At 59.8% G+C, this 16,207-nt stretch carries 14 protein-coding genes and 1 pseudogene; 5 read left to right on the top strand and 10 right to left on the bottom strand.

The window, feature by feature from the left end; genetic code table 11:
* From HMPREF0178_RS20560 to HMPREF0178_RS13610, 4 genes are all read left to right on the top strand, one after another.
* The coding region (locus HMPREF0178_RS20560; RefSeq protein WP_009368620.1) for an FAD-dependent oxidoreductase at positions 1-1,280 on the top strand (1,280 nt) is incomplete at its 5' end.
* Between the two features lie 221 nt (positions 1,281-1,501).
* Complete coding sequence (locus tag HMPREF0178_RS13620) at positions 1,502-2,968, top strand: UbiD family decarboxylase (RefSeq protein ID WP_009368619.1); 1,467 nt, start codon at positions 1,502-1,504, stop codon at positions 2,966-2,968.
* A 109-nt stretch (positions 2,969-3,077) separates the two neighbouring features.
* Positions 3,078-3,644 carry a UbiX family flavin prenyltransferase gene (locus tag HMPREF0178_RS13615; RefSeq protein WP_009368618.1) on the top strand — a complete coding sequence of 189 codons (567 nt, stop codon included), beginning with the start codon at positions 3,078-3,080 and terminating at the stop codon, positions 3,642-3,644.
* Positions 3,641-3,991 (top strand): hypothetical protein, encoded by a 351-nt coding sequence (locus HMPREF0178_RS13610; protein ID WP_009368617.1) that lies wholly within the window; start codon positions 3,641-3,643, stop codon positions 3,989-3,991. Before HMPREF0178_RS13615 ends, HMPREF0178_RS13610 begins: the two co-directional genes overlap by 4 nt.
* Positions 3,992-4,031: 40 nt before the next feature.
* Here HMPREF0178_RS13610 and HMPREF0178_RS13605 read toward each other — a convergent pair whose 3' ends face one another.
* The 10 genes from HMPREF0178_RS13605 to HMPREF0178_RS13560 all read right to left on the bottom strand — a co-directional run bounded on the left by HMPREF0178_RS13605 (position 4,032) and on the right by HMPREF0178_RS13560 (position 14,537).
* Entirely contained in the window at positions 4,032-4,823 is a 792-nt protein-coding gene (locus HMPREF0178_RS13605; protein ID WP_009368616.1) for a 4Fe-4S dicluster domain-containing protein, read from the bottom strand.
* Positions 4,824-5,131: 308 nt separating this feature from the next.
* On the bottom strand, positions 5,132-5,584 hold the full coding sequence (locus tag HMPREF0178_RS13600; RefSeq protein WP_009368615.1) for a DUF4822 domain-containing protein: 453 nt from the start codon (positions 5,582-5,584) through the stop codon (positions 5,132-5,134).
* 665 nt (positions 5,585-6,249) lie between these two features.
* Positions 6,250-6,993, bottom strand: coding sequence for a sulfite exporter TauE/SafE family protein (locus HMPREF0178_RS13595; RefSeq protein ID WP_009368614.1), 744 nt, complete (start codon positions 6,991-6,993; stop codon positions 6,250-6,252).
* A gap of 345 nt (positions 6,994-7,338) precedes the next feature.
* Complete coding sequence (locus HMPREF0178_RS13590; RefSeq protein ID WP_005024642.1) at positions 7,339-8,799, bottom strand: uracil-xanthine permease family protein; 1,461 nt, start codon at positions 8,797-8,799, stop codon at positions 7,339-7,341.
* A 144-nt stretch (positions 8,800-8,943) separates the two neighbouring features.
* Positions 8,944-9,270 carry a cytochrome c3 family protein gene (locus tag HMPREF0178_RS23055; protein WP_083832518.1) on the bottom strand — a complete coding sequence of 109 codons (327 nt, stop codon included), beginning with the start codon at positions 9,268-9,270 and terminating at the stop codon, positions 8,944-8,946.
* Between the two features lie 700 nt (positions 9,271-9,970).
* Positions 9,971-10,279: a hypothetical protein gene (locus HMPREF0178_RS13580; RefSeq protein WP_009368613.1), complete on the bottom strand. Its 309-nt coding sequence runs from the start codon at positions 10,277-10,279 to the stop codon at positions 9,971-9,973.
* Between the two features lie 243 nt (positions 10,280-10,522).
* Positions 10,523-10,756 (bottom strand): FeoA domain-containing protein, encoded by a 234-nt coding sequence (locus HMPREF0178_RS13575; RefSeq protein WP_009368612.1) that lies wholly within the window; start codon positions 10,754-10,756, stop codon positions 10,523-10,525.
* Positions 10,753-11,037, bottom strand: a complete 285-nt coding sequence (locus HMPREF0178_RS13570) for a hypothetical protein (protein ID WP_157134938.1) — start codon at positions 11,035-11,037, stop codon at positions 10,753-10,755. Before HMPREF0178_RS13570 ends, HMPREF0178_RS13575 begins: the two co-directional genes overlap by 4 nt.
* Positions 11,038-11,562: 525 nt before the next feature.
* Positions 11,563-12,840, bottom strand: coding sequence for an MFS transporter (locus HMPREF0178_RS13565; protein WP_009368611.1), 1,278 nt, complete (start codon positions 12,838-12,840; stop codon positions 11,563-11,565).
* A gap of 83 nt (positions 12,841-12,923) precedes the next feature.
* Entirely contained in the window at positions 12,924-14,537 is a 1,614-nt protein-coding gene (locus HMPREF0178_RS13560; RefSeq protein WP_009368610.1) for an amidohydrolase, read from the bottom strand.
* 230 nt (positions 14,538-14,767) lie between these two features.
* Here HMPREF0178_RS13560 and HMPREF0178_RS22070 point away from each other — a divergent pair.
* Positions 14,768-16,207, top strand: a pseudogene (locus HMPREF0178_RS22070) (sigma-54-dependent Fis family transcriptional regulator); the annotation flags it as partial.

Genomic DNA, 16,207 nt, shown 5'->3' with positions numbered 1-16,207 from the left:
CACGCCGTCACCGTTTACGAAGCGCGCCGGTCATGGGCGGGGTGCCGCGCCATGCCGTGCCCGACTTCCGGCTGCCCAAGGATGTGGTGGACCGCGAAACCGGGGCCGTAGTAGCCTCCGGCGTGCAGGTCCGCACCAACGTCACCGTGGGCCGTGACATCACCCTGCAAAGCCTGCTCGACACCTACGACGCGACCATCCTCGCCGTCGGCCTGTGGAAGGAACGCCGCCTCGACATCCCCGGCAAGGAACACCTCGTTCCCGCCGTGGGCTGGCTCAAGCGCTCCACGCTCGAACGCCAGTCCCTCGCCGGGAAAACCGTGGTCATCCTCGGCGGCGGCGGGGTCGCCTTTGACTGCGCCTTCACCGCCCGCCGCCTCAACGCCGATGCCGTACATATCGTCTGCCTCGAACCTACCGACGCCATGCGCGCACCCGCCGAGGAGGTGCAACAAGCCCTCGACGAAGGCATCGTCATCCACAACAGCCACCTCAGCCACGCCGTCGCCCCGGAAGGCGGACGCCTCCGCTTCGAGGCCCGGCCCGTAACCTCGTTCTCCTTTGACGAAACCGGCGCACTGCATACGGAATTCGCTTCCGGAGATCCCCTGTGCATGAACGCGGATCTGGTCATCTGCGCGAGTGGCCTGCAAACCGACGAGACCCCGCTCGAAGGCGTGGACATGGCCCGCACCCCGCGCGGCTTCGTAGCCGTCGATCCCGTCTCCTTCCGCACGTCGGTTCCCGGCCTCTACGCGGCGGGAGACATCGCCAACGGCCCTTCGCTCATCGCCCGGGCCATCGGGCACGGCAGACAGGCCGCCATTGCCGTACATAAGGCCCTTTCCGGCATTGACCCCGCCGAGAACATCGACATCTGGATCGATGAAACCGGGCGGGTCCGCGAAGATCACGTCCCCGCCCTGCCCGCGCCGCATGTCGTGGCCTTCAAGGAAATCATGCACGCCGACTACCACGAGCACGCCGCCCGGCAGATCCTGCCTCCTGCCGCCAGCGACGGCCCGGAACTGGCGTTTGCCGAACTCTCCGGCGGGCTCGCGGCCGAAGCCGCCGTTGCCGAGGCCGGACGCTGTATGCATTGCGGCCACTGCATGGAATGCGGTTCATGCGTGGAAAGCTGCCCCGGACACATCCTCGAAATGACCGACGATGGCCCGGCGGTAGCCTACCCGTCCCAGTGCTGGCACTGCGGCTGCTGCCGCATCGCCTGCCCCACCGGGTCCATCGCCTACCGTTTCCCGATGACCATGATGCTGTAACAAGGCGAAAAACTTCCTTTAACCCGTATCGCTATTTTACCTCCCTGCATTATCACAATAAAAAAGAATACAAAAAAATCCCCAGACGCCCCACAGCCGTTTTGCCGCAAGGCGAAACGGCCCAGGGGGTGCAGGGAGCAGTGCTCCCTGCCGGGGGAGTCCAAGGGGCGGGAAGCCCCTCGGAAAAACATTCGCCAACCTCCGTATCCAAGGAGCTTCCCATGTCCCTCACCGCCGCCGATATTACAGATCTGCGCACCGCCCTCAAACTGCTGGACCAGCACGGCGAGCTCGCCCAAACAGACGTCGAAGCCGATCCCGTGGCGGAACTGTGCGGCGCATACCGGCATATCGGCGCGGGCGGCACGGTGGCCCGCCCCACCCGCATCGGCCCGGCCATGCTTTTCAATAAGGTGAAGAGACATCCCGGCGCACGGGTCGCCATCGGCGTGCTCTCCAGCCGCAAACGCGCCGCCCTGCTGCTCGGCACGGAGCCGAAGCGCCTCGGCTGGCTCCTCATGGATGCCCTTCAACACCTCATCCAGCCTACCGTCATCAAGGGGCCTGCCCCTTGTCAGGAAGTCGTGCACCGCGCCGACGATCCGGGGTTTGATCTGCGCCGCCTCGTCCCCGCGCCCACCAATACCCCCGAGGACGCCGGGCCGTATGTCACGATGGGCCTCCTGTACGGGGAAGATCCGGAAAACGGCGACGAGGACGTGACTATCCATCGCATGTGCCTGCAAGGGCCGGATACCCTGTCCGTCTGGTTCTCTCCGGGCCGCCATATCGACGTGTTCCGCGCCAAGGCCGAGGCCGCGGGCAAGCCTCTGCCCGTATCCGTCAGCATCGGGCTTGATCCCGCCGTCTATCTCGGCGCGTGCTTCGAGCCACCCATGACGCCCATCGGCTTCAACGAGCTGTCCATCGCCGGAGCGCTGCGCGGGCGGGCCGTGGAGCAGTGCGCCTGTTTGACTGTGGATGCCAAGGCTCTGGCGTGGGCGGAGTACGTCATTGAGGGCGAAATCCTGCCCAATGTGCGCATCGCCGAAGACGCCCAGTCCGGCAACGGCAAAGCCATGCCCGAATTCCCCGGCTATTGCGGCCCCTCCGATCCGCAAACCCCCGTCATGCGCGTGACCGCCGTAACCCACCGTCTGCATCCGATCATGCAGACGACCATCGGCCCGAGCGAAGAGCATGTGAATCTCGCGGGCATCCCCACCGAAGCCAGCATCCTCGGCCTTGTGGAGCGGGCCATGCCGGGACGCGTGCGCAACGTGTACGCCGCAAGCTGCGGCGGCGGGAAATTCATGGCCGTGCTCCAGTTCCGCAAGGCCACCAGCGCCGACGAAGGCCGCCAGCGTCAGGCCGCCCTGCTCGCGTTCTCGGCCTTCCCCGAACTCAAGCATGTCTTCCTCGTGGACGACGACGTGGACCCCTTCGACATGAGCGACGTGCTCTGGGCCATGACCACCCGCTATCAGGGCAATCTCGACACCGTGTTCCTGCCCGGCGTGCGCGGGCACGTCCTCGATCCCACGCAGTCGCCGCTCTATGATGCCCGCATCCCCGCACGCGGGGTCGGCTGCAAGGCCATCTTCGACTGCACAGTGCCTTTTGACCAGAAAGAACGCTTCCAAAGGGCTCCTTTTATGGAAGTCGATCCCGGAAAATTCCTTATCTGAACCTCAAGGATGCGTCCTCGGCACGAGCCGGCCGCCTCCGCCGGAACCGCTCCGGGGCGCGTCCTTGAATCACCGGGCGTACCAACGCTTCCGCCAAAAGGATAACACCATGAAAAAACGTCTTGTCGTTGGACTGAGCGGAGCCAGCGGCGCGATCCTGTGCGTCTCGCTGCTTGAGGCCATGCGGCGAGAAAAGGATTGGGAAGTCCACCTCGTCGCCAGCGAGGCGGGCGAGCGCGTCCTGCGCGAAGAAACCGGCATGAGCGGGGCGGATCTGGCGGGGCTGGCCTTCCGCACGCATGACATCGGCAACATCGGCGCGGCCATCGCCAGCGGCACCTTTGAAACGGAAGGCATGGCGGTCGTGCCGTGCAGCATGAAAACGCTGGCGGGCATCTGCCACGGGTATGCGGAAAACCTGCTCCTCCGCGCCGCCGACGTCACCCTCAAGGAACGCCGCAAGCTGGTGCTCGTGGCCCGCGAAACCCCGTTCGGGCTCGTCCACCTGCGCAACATGACCGCGCTCGCGGAAATGGGCGTGACCATCCTCCCGCCGATGCTGACCTATTATCAGCACCCCCAATCCATAGAGGATATGACCACCCACATCGTGGGCAAGATCATGCGCGAATTCCGGCTGGAAGGCCCCGGCTTCAGGAGGTGGGAAGGATCATGATCGGCGACGCGACACTGACCCGGCTGGTGCGCGGCAAGGAAATCGTCCTGAACGCCCGGCGGCAGGGCGGAGACTGCCTCGTCAGCGTGACCGGAGGCGACGCCCCGCACATCGGCGCGGCGGCATTGTGCGCTGACGGCGAAATCCGCCGTCTTGACCGCAACGGGCACCGCGAGGGCGAACTCGCCGCCGAGCTTGCCGAGCGCGCAGCATCCAAACTCGGCTGCTGCGTCTGCGCCGTGTGCGGCATCCATTTCGACGGCATCAGCCGCGCGGAAATCGCTTCCGTGGTCGCGGCGGTCAGGGATATGGCCGACACATGGCTCGGCTCGGCCTCCCATCATTGAAGGAAGGCCAAACCCTTGTTTATTTAACGGAATGCTCTCCCTAAAGGAACAATTCCGGCTCGCGGCGCTCCGTACATCGGGCTGCCAATCCCGCCATTTGAGCGGCGAACATGGGCGCGACTTCGGGACGCGGCCCGCGCACCGCGACCGGGCAGATACGCACGCAGCCGAAACAGAACAGGCAGCGTTCCGGCTCGGTCACGGCATACGTCTCGGAATCAATGATCCGAACCGGGCACGTCCGGGCGCACAGACCGCAGCGGATACAGGTCTCGGCGTCCAGCAACTCGGGCGCGAACGGCGTCGGCTTGTACTCCTTGTACGGGACAGCCCCCGGCACGCTCAGAGGCGGCATGGAACCGGCAAGGCCATCCGCCTTGGCCCGCAGAGCACTGCCGAAACGCTTCATGACCGCGAGATCGGAAGCGTCGGGGCGCCCACGGCCCATATCGGGATTGAGGCAGTGCTGCGCCACGAACGCGGCGGCACCGAGCGTCACGCACCCCGCCGCCTCACCGAGCGTTTTGAGTTCCAGAACCGCATCGTCGTAATGCCGGTTGCCATACACCGCGACCGGCACGAACGGCGTGCCCTCGCCGCGCAACGGCAGCCCCTTATGGAACAACGACGGAATACGTCCGTAATAAACCGGCATCCCGGCGATCACCAGCTCGTCCGGCCCCGTTTTCAGGATCGCGGCACGGCTCTTGGGATCGGCCCAATCCGTTTCGGAAAGCTCGGAACAGCCGAAGCCTTCCGCCACCGCCCGCAGCGTCCGCCTCGTCGTTCCGGTCGGACTGAAATAAGCAATGTGAACCCGTTTGATTTCCATATCTGCCCTCCTCTGAGCGGCCTCCGGCAACACTGCGCGGGGACGTTCCTTTCCGTTACAAAAGCGTTCTATCTATAACACTTTGAAAACAATCAATTTACCATTCGTTTTCCGTACCATTCTGCACCATTTTGGTACAACTGGAAAGAGGCGGAGTAGTTCCATTGTGGATGTCTTCATGATTCCCTCCTTCCCTTCTGCACGTGAAAAACCGCCTCATACTTGCGGCCGGAACCGGGCATGAAGCGGCTGTAACCGGATCGGGGAAACATTGTACGACTTTCCCCTGTGGGCTCAACACAATGATATTATTGTGGCTTGTGTACGATATCTATGTGTTCGGCCTTATTTTCGCCGTTCGGGTAAATGCGGTAGGTGTATTCACCATCATTTACCTTCACGTTTTCTACCTCTCGCGTAAAGCGAGTCTTGCCCGAGTCGTCCTGCACGGTGAGCTTTCTGGTTTTCCCGTCCGCCGATATGCTCCAAAGGCCATGCATCCTCGGTTTGCCGTCCAGAGAGGCTATCTTGAAGGTGTGGTCGGGAAAATATTCCGCTTTACCGAAGAATGCTGCGACTTTTTCATCCGTTGCGGGTACACTTGCGCCCTTTTGATCAATGGCGTCCGTCGTAACCCACACCTTGCCAACCATGATCTGCTCATAAGGATTCAGGGGAGCATTGGCTTCCGGAGCTTTTTCGGCCGCGAACGCTGTTGAGGCAAGCATGAGGGTCAGAAAAAAGCTGAAAATATGTTTCACTGCAAGTCTCCCGTTCCGTCTGCACAAAACAGAGGGTTATAGGTTTATCCAGATAACAAGCTTACTTTATAGATTTTTTTGAGTGTAGATCTACTATTTTTGCCGATTCGGACCTTATTACATGCGAACCTCCAGAATATTCTGGAGGCTTTCTTTTTATCCACACCTCCGGAACGTGTTCAGGGTGTAGCCGGGGCTCGCGTTTTCGTACTGTAGCCCCATGAGCAGGGCTTTGGTGTGTGCCTCAACGGAAACCAGTGTCTGCCTGCTCTTGGCGTGGATGCCTTCACCCAACCCACATGCGAATCATGTTCAGCATACTCACTCAGGAGGATGAGGATTTTCTTATTGCGATGCCGAAGGAGTCCCCTGTCTGCCTTCGCGCAGTGACGGCATCCCGTTACATGACCGAACGGGCGCATCCATTCCGATAAGAAAGCAAAATCGGAATGCAAGCAACCAGTTCTGTTTGTAAATAAAAAACAAGGCTAAAGGCACAAAAAAACATCGCCTTCTCGGTACGCACCGAGAAGGCGATGTTCCATATGTTCTTCCGTATATCCAAACTTATTATGCCAAGAGGGCAGGAAGGTGCTCTTTGCTGTTTGCACCAAGCCTCTTGGTGCTCATTTTTTATTGAATTTGTTCAATAAAACTCTTTTCCGTTACAAAAAACTCTCCACAGCCCGTATAATACAGACGCTCCCGGCGAAGGCGATCATGACGAGCAGGATGCCCTGGAAAACGCTCTCCCGGACGAAACGGGCGACGGGCAGGGAGACGAGAAGTCCTACCAATGCGCCGGGCATACCCCAGAGTGCGGCCTTGACCACGACGGGAGTATACAGCCCGGCAGCGGCTTGAACAATGCAGGTACAGATACTGATGCCAAGAAAATACAGACTGAGCGTCCCGCGAGTGGTGTCCTTGTCCCAGCCAACGTAGAGCGCATAGATCGCCACTGGCGGCCCGCTGAAGCTGATCGCCGCGTTGGCGAACCCCGATGCGAACCCCGATACGGCGCAGCCCCGCACGCTCTCAGGGTGCGCCGTACCGGCACGGTGCAAGAGTTGCCACGCCACATATATGATCAAGGCCGCCCCAAGCCCGCCCTGTAGCCAGATTCCCGGAACCACCCGAAGCACGCACACGCCAATGATGAGCCCCGGGATGCATCCGAGCAGCATGGGAATGATCGGCGCCACCCGCGCATGGGCGCGGTACATCCATGCCACATAGACCGCAAGGGTCACCGCTACGAGGCAGGTAGCCGGAACAGCCTCGCTCATCTCCAGCACGCAGGCCACGATGGGCAAGGCGACCATCGCTGCCCCCATCCCGCTGACACCGTTGATGAAGCCGCCGAGAAACCATGCCAAAAACACGAGGGGGGAGCTGGATTCGAACATAGAGGCCCCGCGCGGCCTGTCCGGACCTCCGGAACACGCCGGATAAAAAGGGATTGTGAGGGAATGCTCTTTCTTGCTCTAACAGGAGAATCCAAGGCTGTATAGAGGGCAAATGCCCTCTGAAAACGGCATGGGACCCCTTGCGAAAACATTTTTTTCTTATGTTGAAACGTTGCGGATTATCTTAAAAAGAGTACGTCACCGATGCTGCTGAAGACGGCACCTCCCCTCGCGGACCCCCCCGTTTTCCACAACGAAAAAGACGAGGGGAAAGCCTCGTCTTTTTCGTGTTGCCCAAGCTCATCCTCCCCCGTCCGCAAAACCGAACGGAAGCGGAACAGGGGATCATTCGTGCTTGTTGAAAAGGAATTCGGAATGCGGGTTGCAGTCCTCATCGTCCTCATCCCCCTCGTAAGGGCAGATGCCCTTGGGGAGGATCTGATGGACGATCATGGCGGTGACGCCGCCCGAAACAATGGCGGAATCAAAGAATATCTTGAGGAAACGCGGCAGGCGTTCAAAAACTTCCGGGGTAGTCATGGACATGAGGCCCACCCCGATGGACACGGCAATGATGATGGACTCACGTCGGTTCACTTCATGCTGCAACAGGATGCGGATACCCGAACAGGCGATGGTCCCAAAAAGGACAACCAGCGCGCCCCCGAGCACGGGGCGGGGCAGAAGCTGGAAAAACACCACTATAATGGGAAACAGAGCGAACAGGATAAACAGCACGCCGCAGAATTTGCCCACCTTGCGGCTGGCGACGCCGCTGAGCTGGATGACGCCGTTGTTCTGGGAGAACGTCGCCACGGGGAAGCAGCCGAATATAGCCCCGAGGGAGGTCATCATGCCGTCGCAAAGGATGCCGCCCGCCAAACGGCTACGGTAGACGCGACCACGCACGGGCTGTTCAGAGACGACGCTGGTGGCCGTCAAGTCGCCGATGGCCTCAATGACCACAACAAGAAAAAGAAAACTCAAGACAAGGAATGAATGCAAGTCAAAGCCGAAGAAGCCGAACTTGAACGGCACGGGCATGATGAACCACGTATGCTGTTCGGAAAGGATATTCCAATTGACCTTGCCCATTACTATTGCCACTGCGAAGCCGACAAGGATGCCTACGATGAGCGAGCTCATGCGCAACAGCGGGTTCTTGCTGCGATTGACGCAAACGATAGCGAGAATGACCAGCGTGCCAAGGAACAAGTTGGAGATGTCCCCAAATGTTCCATCAGCCTTGGCCGCGAAACCTCCTGCGAGGTCGATCGCTCCCACGCGCACGAGGGAGACGCCGATCATCATAACGGTGATGCCAGCCACGGTGGGTGTGATGATCTTGCGCAGGAACGGCATGATACGGCTGCCCGCCATGACCACAAACCCGCCGATGAAACACACGCCGAAGAGAGTTGATAGCGCCTGTTCCCACGACATGCCCTGCTCTTTCATGAGGAGGGCCCCCACCGCAATGAGCGTGCCGGGAAACGCGAAGCTCGTGGCCTGGATGCTCAACATGCCGGAACCGATACCGAAGGGCCGGGACACCTGAAACCAGATCCCGATGCCCGCGAACAGCAGGGACATACTGACAAGGTAGGCGATGGCTTCCGGGGGGACGCCCAACGCGCCCGCGACAATGGCGGGCGGTGCCATGACGCTGAGCACCATGGCCAAAATGTGCTGGAGGGCGGCCAGCAAGGACGAGCCGAAAGGCGGATGGGACTCGAGGCCGTAAATCAGTTCGCTTTCTTTTTCAGGATTGGGCGTAGCGGGCTGCGAGGCCGGGGCGCTGGACATAGGCATCCTCCAGAGGCTTGGGGATGGGAGATCTTCGCCGGGAAAACCAGCGGCGGCCAACCAAGGCCGCGTGCGATCTCTTCCGGGGTTGTTCCATTTCTTACGGAAATCAGGTTTCCGTGTACAGTATAATGAGGCCCCGCATCACCACGTATGGCAGATGAGGCAGTAATTCTGATCTTCGGCGTGTTCCTTGTGGCAGACCCAACAAGGAACCTCCGTTCCCCAGTGCGGAGAAATATGAGGATTTTTCTTTCCACGAGAGGCTGTCTGTTTGGCAACCTCCGATGCATCATGGCATTTGGCACAGGACATCGCCCCAGCCTGTTTTGGATTTTTCTGCCCGATGTGGCAGTCCGCACATGCGAGATCTACGTGGGCATCCCGAAGCGTCTTCTGTGGCGCGGCTTCGGAAGCGGCGGCAAGACACAGGACCGCCAGACATATCGCCAGTGTCCAAGCGTACTTCATGGTGGTTCAAACATCCTTAAAGTAATACGTTAAAAAACAGTTACCGTAACCGGACCATCAAATGCGCTGGCCATAGGGCAATGGCATCCAAGCACACAATCCCACCATCAAGACCGGATATGGGCCGTTGGAGAATTGAAAACACGGGATACTGCTTTGAGCCCATGTAGAGCCCCCAACAGCTCAAAAGCATATCTATATCTTATTTCACAACAATCATTTTCAGAGCAAGAACGCGGCATGGCCCATTATAGAAAATACACCATTGGTTCCTCATCTTAAAAAGAACCTTTTTCCACGCGGAACCGGACCCTTCCGTTTTCTTCCGATCCCAATGGGCGGCAATATCACTTGCTGATTCCTTATCCTGTTGCACCTCCCTAGTAAAGATTCTCACAAGGGATTTTCTGACAAGCACATTCCCGAGGCGACTCTTTTTCTTTTTTTCGCCTGTCTCGTCAACATGTTCCATTTTCTATACCGCATACGATAATACAAATATTTCCGTGCATGGGTACAAAACGGTTTACACGTGGGCTTCAACGGGCATTCCCATATATTCACGGCCGCCGCTCCAGAGACAGAAGCCTCAGATGGTACGCTTCGTTAGTTGTCTGCTGTTTTTCCTTATTCAGTTTTTAATAAAAAAAGCGGAAGGTTTCCCTTCCGCTTTTGCTATGAGTACCGATGGCCCCGCGTATCAGCCTTTCATGCTGCGCTTGGATGCCTTAAGAGGGTTGACCTTCTTTTTGGATTCACCTGTAATCTTGGGGATGCGATGCTGATTCTGCTCAAGCAGGCTACCCGCATCAAGGCTCAATGCATTCAATCGGGCAGCCACATCTTTACGGTTTCCGGCGTAGCGGTTCGGATCGGCAAGGGGCCGATCCACATACTCCGGCGAGGTCAGGTACAGCCCTTTTTCATCAATGGCGAGGCAAGCGCATCCTTCTTTTTCCTGCACCGTCTGAATGATCATGTCCGAAGTCGTTCCGAAACGATTGTTCATAACTTCCTCTCTGGTTGTACTGAGAATCGGCCGATTGCCGATCTCTGTTATTGATAATAAAAATCTTAATCAACTATAAGCAGCTATTCAAAAATGTAAAGAGATTACCCGGTCTTGCCGCTGTAGCAGCATCTCGGGAGCTTCGCTCTGGAAGGAGGTGCCTTGGAGAACCCATTAAACCGTCTCGGAAAGTCGTTAGAGACTCACACGACACCGAAAAAAGGAGGATTCACCTCGGCAACGTCAGTCATCCGTGCTGACGGTGACGTCCTCAGCATCGGCCACACGTAAGGCCAGCGTGGTTCCCATCACACGGAGAGACAGGAGATCCCCCATCGGAGAACGGCCCATGACCGTAATCCCGACACCAGGAAGCAACCCCATATCCCGGAGGTGCTGGGCACGTTCGCCCACAGCGGCGATGGCAACGACAAAACCACTCTGCCCGTTTCTCAGGTGATGCAGCCTGCGGATCATTCCGTTCTCGCCTGCCCGTCAGCCGCCGCTTTCGGTTCCGACGCGGAACTATCCAACAAATCACCAAGATTACGCAACAATCGCGGGATTTCCCGCCGTGCTTGACGCCAGTACCAGCTGATCCCCCTCGGCAGTGCCAACGACGCCACGACCACGGCAAGGAAAAGCACGGCCAACGCCTCAATAAAGGCGACGAGAGCCCGGACAAGCAGCGCCAATCCAAGCAAGGACACGGCAACCAGCGTTAGTACCCGCGCGCACCGTTTATACGAAAAAGTCAACTCGGCCTCCTGAAGAGCCAGAATCCCCGTGAGATGAGCGTATGTGCAAGCCATCGCAGCAGCGTTCTCTTTTGGCGGAGATTATTGATTTTGAAATTTATTGTCAAATACAAAACACACTTTTTACGGAACCGCTGCCGCATTCAGCCTTGCGGCCTGATGCGCCACGCACATCCGAACTGTCACGTTCGTGATGCACCTTGTCCACGTACCCACAGGTTTCGGCATATAAACGACCGATGCCAGTATTGTCGAAATCCACCCGGCCCAAGACGCCGCCCAGCAATAACAACGGAAAAATGGAGGGGCACAAAACCATGCGCCGGTATTGATATACACTGTCGCGGAACCGTCCCCTTTCTGAACTTTTTCGACCTCACGGCGGCCCGTTCCCGCTTTCCCTAGTCTCATACATAGCAGAGCACCGCACCGCTCACCCAAAACAAAGCGGCATGAACGCCCGTCATGCCGCTTTGTTATCCAAATCCAAAAAGAAAGAGCGGAAAAGACCTCTGCTTCCCGATATTACCGCTTCTCAAGCGCTCGGGCGCGGTCGAAATCTCCCTGATACGTGAAGCCCGCGCACAGGAGCATGAGCGCGCCAAGCACAAAGACGAACTGCACATACACTATGGCGATGTTCAGACCGAACGCATCGGACAGGGCACCCACCAGCATGGGGCCGAAGAAGCCGAGCCCCTGGAGGAACGTCACATAGGTCCCGTAGGCCGACGCCTTGTAGCGGGCGGGGACGAGCTCCTGCGTAGCGATATGGATGCCCGTAACCGGGATGAGGAAGAGCATGACGCCAAGCGCGATGAGGGGGAAGCTCTTCAGCATAAACCCGAAGCCGAAACAGGCCGCCAACAGGACGAAACAGGGAACGCCGAGCCACGCACGGGTTTTGCGGCTCCACCGGCCGAGACGGTCGGAAATGATCCCGGACAAGGGCGTGATCACAATGCCGGTGAACAGGTATACCGGGCTCATGTACGCCCCCACTTCCGCGCTGGTCCAGCCCATTTCGCGGACGAGGAACATGGGAATCCACGCCACCATGCTGGAATAGACCATGTTGCCGAGGCCGACGCCTATACCGAGCATGACGAGCGTCTTGTTCTTCAAGGTAACGCCAAAGGCTTCCTTCAGGCTCACCTCGTCTTTTTTGGCGTTTTCAGGCTTGGCCGAAGTCTTCGGCAGAGCCATGGAAAGTACCATGAACAGCAACGTCACCACGCCCATCACGATGAACGGCGCGCGCCAGCCGATGCTCTGCGCCAGGATGCCCGCTACGGCCGTCCCAACGGCGAGGCCCACGGACATGGAGGAGTTGTACAGCCCGATCACCGAGCCCCAGCGGGACTTTTTGGTCCAGCTCGTCAGCATGGATACGGACACCGGGGCATAGCTGGCGTTGCCCATGCCGACCATGAACCGGCCAAGCAGAATGAGGAAGAAGTTCGAGACGAGCCCGCACAGCAGACAGCCTACTCCCCACAGGCCGGACATGAGGGTGATGGCTTTTTTCTTGGACGTTTTGTCCGCGATAAAGGAGAGCGGCAACACGAACAGGGTCATACCGCAAAGCACGGCGGAACCGGCCACGCCGATCTGGGAGTCGGTCAACCCGAGGGCTTTCTGCATGGCGGGGAACACGGAAGTCACGCCGAGGCGCGCCGAGAAGTCAAGCAGGAACAGCATGTACAAGACGACAAAGGCGAACATGAAACGGGGGCGGCTGACAGGAACGGCCGGTTCTTCCACGGGAGCCTCGATCGGGGTCGTCTGGGTGGCTTGGGACATGGGCGGATCCTCTTGTTCGTGCGGGAGCGGAGCCCGCGGTTGAAGGAAGACGGCGCGGGCGGATGAGCACGCCCGCGCGTCAATCAGGCACGGGCGGAGTACACGGTTTTCCCGCCTACAATGGTTTCCAGAATACCTATGTTGCGCAGATCGGCGGGATCGACTTCCAGCGGATTGGCGTCGAGGACCACAAGGTCGGCCAGCTTGCCGGGCTCGATGGAGCCTTTGGCGTTTTCCTGGAAATTCTGCCACGCGGGGTAAAAGGTATGGGCGCGCAGGGCTTCGAGCACGGAAATGCGCTGATCCGGACCAAGGACCTGACCGGAGGATGTCAGGCGGTTGACGCTGACCCAAATGGACAGCAACGGATCGGCGGGGACGATGGGGGAGTCGCAGTGCGCGGTAATCACGAGGCCGCGATCCAGCGCGGAGCGCATGGGGTCCATCCGGGCGGCGCGTTCCGGGCCAAGGAACAGATCCCGGTGGCGGTCGCCCCAGTAATAGACATGGGCGGTGAAGAACGAAGGCGTGTAGCCCGCCGCTTCGAGGCGATCGAGCTGTTCCTCGCGGATCGTCTGGGCATGGATCAGGATGTGGCGGCAATCCTTGCGGGGATGTTTGGCCTGCGCGGCTTCAAGCGCATCAAGGGCGTCGTCGGTGGCGGCATCGCCGTTGGTATGGATGAGGAACTGCCCACGCCCATGCGCGGCTTCGATCAGCGCGAACAAATTCTCGCGGCTGTGCGTGGGATAGCCCCGCCATTCGGGGTCGCCCTGATACGGGGTGTGGTAGGGTTTGGTGAGGTAGCCGGTATAGCCCTGCAAAGAGCCGTCCGCGAGCAGCTTGACCCCGCCGATGGTCACATCTTTCCCATCGAACGCCAGCCGCGGATCGTCAGGATCAAGCGACGTAAAGGGATTGACGTGCACCCGGACCGCGAGGCGCCCCTGCTCCTGTACGGTGCGCAAAAGCTCCGCGTCGTCGTAGGAGAACAAGGCCGCGTCCACCGCCGTGGTGATGCCCCGCGCGGCGTAATCCCGCGTGGTAGCGGCAAGGTCGTCGATCCGCTGCTCCCGCGTCTGCGCGGGCAGCAGCGGCATGATAGTTTCATAGACCGGGCTTTCCTCAAGCACGCCGTCCGGTTCGCCGTCCGCATCGCGCCGGATGATGCCCCCGGCGGGGTCCGGCGTATGGCGGTCAATCCCGGCCAGCTTCAGGGCCGCGCTGTTCAGGGCGCACAAATGGCCGGAAATATGCTGTGCGAACACGGGATTGTGCGGAGCAGCCTCATCCAGTTCCCAACGGCTGGGGAACCGCTTTTCCGCCAGCAGCGTATCGTCGAGGCCGCAGGCAAGCACCCATTCGCCCTCGGGCGTTTCCGCCGCACGGGCCCGGATGGCGGCAAGGATGTCGCCGAGCGTCCGGCAGGTCCCAAGAGGCGGCGAATTGAGGTTTACGCGCCCGCGTCCTTGCGCGGTCATCAGAATATGCCCGTGGGCGTCGTAAAAGCCGGGGAGCACGGCAGCGCCCCCCATGTCCCGGCATTCCGTGTCCGGTCCGATGAGCGGAGCCAGCTCGTCCCGATCGCCGACGGCAAGGATACGGTCGCCGTCCAGCGCGAGGGCCGAAGCCACGGCATCGTTTCCATCAAGAGTCAGGACCACGGCGTTGAACAACAACACACTGGCATATTGCATGAAGACATCCTCCTTGAGGCATTGGAATGCGCACCCTCCAGCGGGTACATGTGTTTAAAAAAGCAAGGGGGATGCCAAAAGGCTCAAGTCATGCAATCGAGCGTTTTTCAAGAAGTTCTTGACAGCATGATAAAATGCGAACTATCACTCGTCTAGAAAACGGGATGAACAGCGTCCAGAAACCAGGATGCGTCTAAAAAACAGGACGCCCCACCCAAGGAGTCCGCGCCATGCCCACCCTCTCCTCCAGTGTCCCCCACGCTTCGCTCCTGCTCGCCCTCCAGCTTTCCGCACGCCCGCTCAACGAACGGGAACTCGCCGCCATCACCGGGTTGCCCGAAATCCGTGTCCGCTCCGCGCTGAGGGAGCTCTCCCTTCAGAAGCATGTCGCCGCCGCTCCCGCAGAGGGCTCCCCTGACGGCGGTTCCGGAGCCCCGGCATGGGCCATCACCCGCATCGAGCCGGATCTGCTGGAAGACATGGCCGAAACCCTGTGCAGCGCCTGTCCGGATACGGGCGTCCCCTATCACATGGGCGTACTCGGCGGAGACGCTACACTGGAAGACTGCGAAATCGTGGTCCGCTTCATCGACGACCGCCTCAAGGACAACGAACCAGCCGTATTCGCCTGTTTCGAGATGGTCGTGCAGTTCCTGCTCCGCTGGGGGCGCGCGCATATGGACGACGCAGGCCAGAAAAGCTGGCGGTACGCCGAACTCGTACTTGTGGTTCAGAGCATGTGTATTTTTTCACATCACTACCTCCAGCTCGCCACGGAACTCTCCCCGCTCGCCTACGAGGTCGCGGCCCGTAACAACAGCGAACGCTTCATGCCCATGATCTGGATTTTCCGGCAGTATCTGCAATTGTTCTCGGGCGGAGAGCCGCCGCTCACGGACCGCTTTTTCCACGGTTCGGAAAAGATGCGCCATTTCAAGGAACAGGACATGCAGGATCGCATCCCGGTCTTTGAAGGCATCGAAAACTTCCTCAAGGGCCATTTCCGTGAAACCCTGCAGTGTTATGCGCGCCGCCCCGCGCAGGATCACTGGTGGTACAAACGCTTTTTCGAGCCCCTCTCCTTCTGCGCCAGCCAGGCCGCCATGTACTTGCGCGAGTACCCTCTCGCCACCGGCATCATCGAATCCGCGCGCCAGACCGCCGAACTCGCCGGGGAACGCCTCGTCGCCATGCTCTGGATCGCCCACCTGTGCTTCCTGCTCCTCCGTAAAGGCGCGCTGGACGAAGCGATTGTCAAAATCGACTACCTCCTCAACTGCGTCCCTCCCGAGCAGAACCATAAGATCGCTTCCAGCGCCGTGCGCGCCCTCGCCGTCTACCACCACCTTTCGGGCCGCACCGACGCCGCCTACCGCGTCCTCCGCAACGAAACCCTGCGCGCCGCCGCGCGCGGGGTCCCCCATTCGCCTTTCCTCGATCCTCTCGTGCTGGATCTCCTCTACGTCTTCGAGCAGCGGGGCTACCCGCCCATCCCGCGTTACGAGGTGGAAGCCACGATCGAAACCTTCCTCCGCCAGCCCAACCGCCAGCTCCGGGGCACGGCGCTGCGGGCCCATGCCCTGCGCCTCCGAGGGCGGGGCGCGCCCGCCGAAGAAGTCGTCTCCCTCCTCCACGACAGCCTGCGCGAACTGGAACCCACCGGAGATCCC

This window comes from Bilophila sp. 4_1_30, assembly GCF_000224655.1.
Lineage (GTDB): Bacteria > Desulfobacterota > Desulfovibrionia > Desulfovibrionales > Desulfovibrionaceae > Bilophila > Bilophila wadsworthia.
The sequence above is the reverse complement of the archived record's forward strand: the minus strand, read 5'-3'. Positions and strand labels throughout refer to the sequence as shown.